We start from the raw sequence: 7,237 nt of genomic DNA, 5'->3' as shown, positions 1-7,237 counted from the left end.
GGGGTGTCGCTGCCCCTGTGTTCAAAAGGGGTCCTCCCCCCCCCCGCCCGGGTGGGCGGGGCGAGGCAGCCCGGGTGAGACGGATCAGGCCTTGGACGGGATGGCGCGGGCGGAGATGACGCCCTCGATGGTGCTGAGCTCCTCCAGGACGCGGCCGTCCACCGGCCCGTCGACATCGACCAGCGTCACCGCGATCTCGCCGCGCGAGCGGTTGAGGAGGTTGGCGATGTTGTGGCCCGCCTGGGCGACGATGGTGGAGACCTGACCCACCATGTTCGGGACGTTGCGGTTGACGATGACGAGGCGGTGCGTGCCCGGCTCGCGGGTCATGACGGCCTCGGGGAAGTTGACCGAGTTGCGCACCTGACCGTCCTCGAGGAAGCCACGCAGCTCGTCCACGGCCATGACCGCGCAGTTGCGCTCCGCCTCCTTGGTCGAGGCGCCCAGGTGCGGCAAGGAGATGCACCTGGGGTGCTTGTGCACCGCCGTCGAGGGGAAGTCGCAGACGTAACCGCGCAGGTAGCCCTGGTCGAGGGCGGAGACGACGGCCGCCTCATCGACGATCTCGGCGCGGGCGAAGTTGAGGATGACGGCCGAGTGCTTCATCATCGCCAGGTGCTGGGTGGACACGAGCCCCCGGGTCGCCTCGATGAGGGGCACGTGGACGGTGAGGATGTCAGCCTGGCGGAAGACATCCTCCAGGGTGCGGGCGCGCTCGACCTCCGCCGACAGGTTCCACGCGTGGTCCACGCTGATCGCCGGGTCGAAGCCAATGACCTTGAGACCCAGGCCCAGGGCCGCGTTGGCCACCTGGACACCGATGGCGCCCAGGCCGATGACCCCGAGGGTCTTGCCGGGCAGCTCGAAGCCGACGAACTGCTTCTTGCCGGCCTCAACGGCCTTGGTGATGGCGGCGTCGTCGCCCTCAAGCTCGTGGGCGAAGCGAGCCGCCGGGATGAGGTTGCGCGAGGCGATGAACAGGCCTGCGAGGACAAGCTCCTTGACGGCGTTGGCGTTGGCGCCCGGGGTGTTGAAGACCGGCACGCCGCGCTCGGTCATGGCGGCCACCGGGATGTTGTTGGTGCCGGCGCCGGCGCGGGCGATGGCCAGGACGGAGTCGGGGATGGGGGTGTCGTGCAGCTTGGCGGAGCGCACGAGCAGGGCGTCCGGTGAGGTGACGGACTCGCCGACCTCGTAGATCTCCGCGGGGAAGCGGGTCAGGCCCGAGCCCGAGATGGCGTTGAGGGTCTTGACGCGGAACTGCTTGGTCACGGTGGGGTCCTTCTGTCTGTGGCGCTGGGCGGGGTGTGGTGCCGCGGGTCAGGCGCGGGTGCGCTCGAACTCGGCCATGTAGTCGATGAGGGCGCTCACGCCGTCGTCGGTCATGGCGTTGTAGAGGGAGGCCCGCATGCCGCCGACGCTGCGGTGGCCCTTGAGGTTGGTCAGCCCGGCGGCCTGCGCTCCGGCGAGGAAGCTGGCGTCAAGGGCGGGGTCGGCCAGGGTGAAGGGGATGTTCATGGCCGAGCGCGAGCGCCGCTCCACCGGGTTGGCGTAGAAGTCGGAGGCGTCGATGGCGTCGTAGAGGCGCTGCGCCTTGGCGTCGTTGCGCTCGCCCATGGCCGCGAGTCCCCCCTGGTCCTCGATCCAGTGCAGGATGAGGCCCAGCAGGTAGATGGAGAAGGTGGGCGGGGTGTTGAGCATCGAGTCGGCCTCCGCCATGACCTTCCAGTCCCAGATGGCGGGGACGTCGGCGCGGGCGCGGCCGAGCAGGTCCTTGCGGACGAGGGAGATGTCCATGCCGGCCGGGCCAAGGTTCTTCTGGGCGCCGCCGAAGATGACCCCGAAGGCGTCGACGTCGATAGGACGTGACAGGTACATGGAGGACATGTCGGCGACGAGGGGGACCCCTGCGACCTCCTCGGTGGGCACGTAGGGCATGGTGACGCCGCCGATGGTCTCGTTGGCGCAGTAGTAGAGGTAGCGGGCGCCCTCGGGGACGGTGAAGGAGCCGGGCTCGGGGGTGGTGGTGTAGGAGGAGGCGGCCTCGTCGGCGACGACGACGGCGTCCACGCCCTGGCGCTTGGCCTCCTTGATGGCCTTGGCCGACCACTGGCCGGTGTTGAGGAAGGCGGCGGTCTCCCCGCGCTGGGTGAGGTTGGCGGGGATGGCGGAGAACTGGCCGGTGGCGCCGCCGGCGAGGAAGAGGACGGCATAGTCGTCGCTCGCACCGGTCAGGCGCCGGATGGTGGCCTCGGCGTCGGCAGCGCAGGCGGTGAAGTCCTTGCCGCGGTGGGAGACCTCGAGCACGGACATCCCGGAGGACCGCCAGTCGGTGAGCTCACTGGCCGCCTGCTCCAGGACGGCGAGGGGCAGCTGGGCGGGACCGGCGGAGAAGTTGTGCACGCGCATGGGGGCAGGGTAGCCGCGGCCGGGGCACGGGCGCAGGGGTGTCCCACGCGGCACACGACACGCCCAGTAGGACGGCCGAGTCTCCAGGGAGCGTCGTAGGGTCCGTGCGCCGCGCCGCCCGCGGAAGCGCACCCCTTGACATACGTGGGACATCACGTACATTTATACGGGAGCCCCTACGTACATTCGGAGGACACCATGGACCCCCAGCAGCACCGCGTCATCCACCCGCAGCCTGGCAACCTCAGGGACCCACGCAGCTTCGTCGGCCGCGAGGCGGTGACCAGCCGGGCACGGGAGCGCCTGAGCGTGGGAGCCAACCTCCTCCTCACGGACTTCAGACGCATGGGCAAGACCTACTGGATGCGCACCTTCGCCGACAGAGAGACGGCCTTCCGCTCCTACTTCATCGACTACGAGGGCACGGACACGACGAGGGGGTTCCTCGACAAGACGGCCAAGCATCTCGCCGAGAACCCGAACCTGCCCGCGCGCGTGCGGAAACACCTGGCGACCATCTTCGACCACGTCGACTCCGTCGGGGTCTCCGGCTACCTCACCCTCAAGCCCTACCACACCACAACGCCCCCTTTGATTCTGCTGGAGGACGTTCTCAAGCGCCTGGACGCGCGAGACGACGAGGGACCCATCCCCCTTGTCCTCATGGACGAGGTCCCCATGGCGGTGTCTCTCATCGCCGAGAAGGAGGGGGCGACGGCCGCCAAGGGACTCCTTCAGACCCTCCGAGGGCTCCGCCAGAACACCACGCGCGTACGGTGGATCGTGACCGGCTCCATCGGCTTCCATCACGTCATCAGGCAGGCGGGGACAACGAGCGGAGACATCAACGATCTTGAGCCGCTTCACCTGGGCCCTATGCCCGAGGAAGAGTCGCAGGAGCTTGCACAAGCACTCTTTCGGGGAATCCACCAGGTACCTTCCGACGCCGTCGTCGATGAGTTGATCGACGTCAGTGGCGGCATCCCTGCGATCATGCACCAGGTACTCACCATCATTGACCTTCACGGTTATGACGCACCTGGCCCTGACGACATACGAGAGGCCTTTGAGGACGTCATTGACGATCCTCACGCGTTCGCGAACTTCAGGCACTTCGCCGAGAGGGTACGTGAGTACTACGGTCCGCTCACTGCCCGGGCTGAGCAGATACTCGATATCACGTCACGGTCAGCACCTCGCGCCTGGGTGGCGGTCACGGACCTCCCTCAGGGTGATGAGCTCCGAAACACCATGGACCTGCTGTGCCAGGACCACTATCTGGAGCGACGCGGCAGACGGGTGCGCTGGCGCTACCCGGCCTTCGCATACATCTGGTCCCGCAGCCGCAACCTTAGGGAGCGCCCATGACCATCATCCCCCGTTACACTCCGTCGATGATATCCGGCGAGCAGCTCGAGCGCCTCTTCGTCGCACGCGAGCGGATTCTCGCCCGGCTCACGGAACGCGTTGAGGAGCTGGGGTCGACGACCAGTCCGCACCACACCCTCCTCGTCGGGCCGCGAGGCTCAGGCAAGACCCATCTCATTTCCCTTGTCGCACACCGCAGTCGGTGTCTGGCGGAAGCGGGACAGGTGATGCGTATTGCCTGGCTCCCGGAGGACCCGTGGACGATCGTGTCCTACGGCAGACTGCTGTCCGCCATCCTAGAGCGGGTCCTGCCGGAGGAGCCGTGGTCCGGAGTGTCCGAAGACGAGCTCGATGCACGCTTGCGATCCTCACTGCTCAACAACGGCCCCGTCCTGCTGCTCATGGAGAACGTGGACCAGGTTCTCAACGCTATCGGTGACCTGGGTCAGCAGCGTCTACGTAACCTGTTCCAGACCGAGTCGAACATTCTGCTCATTGGCTCAACAACCACCCTGGATCGCACACTCACCGACGAGGCATTTCCGTTCTTCGACTTCTTTAGTCTGATCCGACTCAAGCCCTTCTCCGCGGAAGAGGCCCAGACGATGCTGGCCACTCTTGCACACGAGAGTGGCGATTCAGCACTGGAGGAACGACTGAAGGACCGGGACGCGCTCAGTCGCATCCACACGATCGCCCATTTGGCGGGGGGCCAGCCACGACTGTGGGCACTGCTCGGCAGCGTTCTCACCGTGGACCAGGTAGACGACATCACCGACCTGCTCCTAACCCGCTTCGATGACCTCACACCGTTCTACCAGGAAAGACTGGCTCGACTGTCGCCTCAGCAACGGCTCATCGTCGCCGAGTTGGCGTCCACGAACCGAGCACTTCCGGTCAAAGAGATCGCGGAGAGCGTTGGAACCGACCAGCGTAGCGTTGCGAAGTCGGTTCGCGATTTGGCCGACTTGGGCTGGTTGGCGCCCGTGTCGACTCCGTTTGTCCACCTTCTCGACCGGCGCAGAACGTACTATGAGCTGGCAGAGCCGATGGCGCGCCTCGCGTTCCAGATAAAAGAAAACCGCGGGGAGCCGCTGAAACTCATCATCGAGTTTCTCGCCAACTGGTTCGACACGGATGACCTGCGTTCGGCTGTAGACCAGAAGTACGCCCAGGCGGCTCTGATGATGATCGACCAGGATGAGACGATCAGCCTGAGGCGCGATCTTGCGAGTCTTCCCATCACACGTCGAGCATCACTCGCTTTACTCGGTCAGATTGTCGACGCGCTGGCAGCCGTTGAGGCTGAAGACGCAGAGCCTGTCATGAGTCTTCCCACCGCGCTGAGGCAGGTGATCGAGCAACGATACCGCGAGACGCACAGCGTGACAGATATGCAACTTCTCCTTTTTGACCAGGCCCTGAAGGAGGTAGGTGACGTTCCCGTTAAGGACACGCAGGCGGCATGGATCGCGCGTGCCGAACAACTCGACGCTCGTGTTCAGTCTCCGACAACGCGCCTCATGCACGTGCGTTGGCTGGCGGCCGGTTGGCAGTTGGAGGAGGCACAGGCAGCGCTTGGCACCTTGCCGCCAGGCCTTGAGCATGCTCAAGGCCAGAGCGCACTTGCGAGCGCGCACGCATCGATGGGAGACCCAATGGAGGCGATCGCGCTGTACCAGCAGAGTATTAGTGAGCACATACAGGTGCTGGGGGCCGACCACCCCGACACCCTGACCACCCGGAACAACCTGGCGTCGGCGGTGCGGGATTCGGGCGCCCCGGCCCGGGCAGCCAGCATGCTCGAGAAGCTGCTCGAGGACATGGTGCGGGTGCTGGGGGCCGACCACCCCGGCACCCTGACCACCCGGGGCAACCTGGCGTCGGCGGTGTTGGATGCGGGTGACCCGGGCCGGGCGGCGGGCATGCTCGAGGGGCTGCTCAAGGACCACACGCGGCTGCTGGGGCCCGACCACCCCGACACCCTGGCCACCCGGGGCAACCTGGCGTCGGCGGTGCGGGCGGCGGGTGACCCGGCCCGGGCAGCGCGCATGCTCTCCGAGCTGCTCAAGGACCACACGCGGGTGCTGGGGGCCGACTACCCCGACACCCTGGCCACCCGGGCCAACCTCGCCTCGGCGGTGTTGGATGCGGGTGACCCGGCCCGGGCGGCGGGCCTGTTCTCCGAGCTGCTCGAGGACATGGTGCGGCTGCTGGGGCCCGACCACCCCCACACCCTGACCACCCGGAACAACCTCGCCTCGGCGGTGCGGGCGGCGGGTGACCCGGCCCGGGCAGCGCGCATGCTCTCCGAGCTGCTCAAGGACCACACGCGGGTGCTGGGGGCCGACTACCCCGACACCCTGGCCACCCGGAACAACCTGGCGTTGACGGTGCGGGATGCGGGTGACCCGGCCCGGGCAGCGCGCATGCTCTCCGAGCTGCTCGAGGACATGGTGCGGCTGCTGGGGCCCGACCACCCCCACACCCTGACCACCCGGGGCAACCTGGCGCAGGCGGTGCGGGCCGCGGGTGACCCGGCCCGGGCGGCGGGCCTGTTCTCCGAGCTGCTCAAGGACATGGTGCGGCTGCTGGGGCCCGACCACCCCCACACCCTGGCCACCCGGGCCAACCTCGCCTCGGCGGTGCGGGATGCGGGTGACCCGGCCCGGGCGGCGGACATGCTCGAGGGGCTACTCGAGGACATGGTGCGGGTGCTGGGGCCCGACCACCCCCACACCCTGACCACCCGGGGCAACCTGGCGCAGGCGGTGCGGGCCGCGGGTGACCCGGCCCGGGCGGTGGACATGCTCGAGGGGCTACTCGAGGACATGGTGCGGGTGCTGGGGCCCGACTACCCCCACACCCTGACCACCCGGGGCAACCTGGCGTCGGCGGTGTTGGATGCGGGTGACCCGGCCCGGGCGGCGGGCCTGTTCTCGGAGCTGCTCAAGGACCAGACCCGGGTGCTGGGGGCCGACCATCCGGGCACCCTGACCACCCGGGCCAACCTGGCGTCGGCGGTGTTGGAGGCGGGTGACCCCGCACAGGCGGCCAGCATGCTGGAGAACCTGCTGGAGGACACCATCGAACCCTGACGGCCACACGACAGTCACGAAGGCGAGCGAAGCCTTCGCAGGGCCCAGCACGCATGTCTGCCCTGGCTTGCATCACTTGTGGCGCTAGATCATCTGTCGAGGGGCTTCTCGTTGGCTGTGGCGGCGCTGATGGCAGTCGGCCATCGCACGATGGAGGCTGCTGCAGGCCAGACAGCCGTCACCCTGGAGCCCCTGGCGTCGGCCCGTGTGGTTGACCCCACCAGCAAGGAGCAGGTGCCTCTCGTCATCCGGGTGACCGGCGTCCAGGCGCGGCCTCGGATCGCCTTGTTCCGCTCGCCGACGCGCTGCGCGCAGCGTGGCTGGCGCGGCCAGGCCGTCGGCACCCTCACCCCCAGGCGCGG

4 protein-coding genes are annotated in these 7,237 nt (G+C 67.8%); 2 read left to right on the top strand and 2 right to left on the bottom strand.

Annotated features, from left to right (window positions below; genetic code table 11):
* Positions 1–84: 84 nt before the first annotated feature.
* Together ACSJJR_RS05625 and serC are read right to left on the bottom strand one after the other, a co-directional pair.
* Complete coding sequence (locus ACSJJR_RS05625; RefSeq protein ID WP_435942567.1) at positions 85–1,272, bottom strand: phosphoglycerate dehydrogenase; 1,188 nt, start codon at positions 1,270–1,272, stop codon at positions 85–87.
* A gap of 48 nt (positions 1,273–1,320) precedes the next feature.
* Positions 1,321–2,409, bottom strand: coding sequence for a 3-phosphoserine/phosphohydroxythreonine transaminase (serC, locus tag ACSJJR_RS05620; RefSeq protein ID WP_435942565.1), 1,089 nt, complete (start codon positions 2,407–2,409; stop codon positions 1,321–1,323).
* A 198-nt stretch (positions 2,410–2,607) separates the two neighbouring features.
* On the opposite strand from serC, the gene ACSJJR_RS05615 reads away from it, so the two are divergent.
* Both ACSJJR_RS05615 and ACSJJR_RS05610 read left to right on the top strand, forming a co-directional pair.
* Positions 2,608–3,777 (top strand): hypothetical protein, encoded by a 1,170-nt coding sequence (locus tag ACSJJR_RS05615; RefSeq protein ID WP_435942563.1) that lies wholly within the window; start codon positions 2,608–2,610, stop codon positions 3,775–3,777.
* Positions 3,774–6,875: a tetratricopeptide repeat protein gene (locus tag ACSJJR_RS05610; protein ID WP_435942562.1), complete on the top strand. Its 3,102-nt coding sequence runs from the start codon at positions 3,774–3,776 to the stop codon at positions 6,873–6,875. The genes ACSJJR_RS05615 and ACSJJR_RS05610 overlap by 4 nt, the downstream gene beginning before the upstream one ends.
* Positions 6,876–7,237 lie beyond the last annotated feature (362 nt).

The organism is Actinomyces sp. W5033 (assembly GCF_051303165.1).
Note: the sequence above shows the minus strand (reverse complement) of the source record. Positions and strands in the feature narration are given on the sequence as shown.

Bases quoted from the DNA above. Each gene is read 5' to 3' on its own strand.
- serC (WP_435942565.1), bottom strand. From the start codon at position 2,409: ATGCGCGTGCACAACTTCTCCGCCGGTCCCGCCCAGCTGCCCCTCGCC.
- ACSJJR_RS05615 (WP_435942563.1), top strand. From the start codon at position 2,608: ATGGACCCCCAGCAGCACCGCGTCATCCACCCGCAGCCTGGCAACCTC.
- ACSJJR_RS05610 (WP_435942562.1), top strand. From the start codon at position 3,774: ATGACCATCATCCCCCGTTACACTCCGTCGATGATATCCGGCGAGCAG.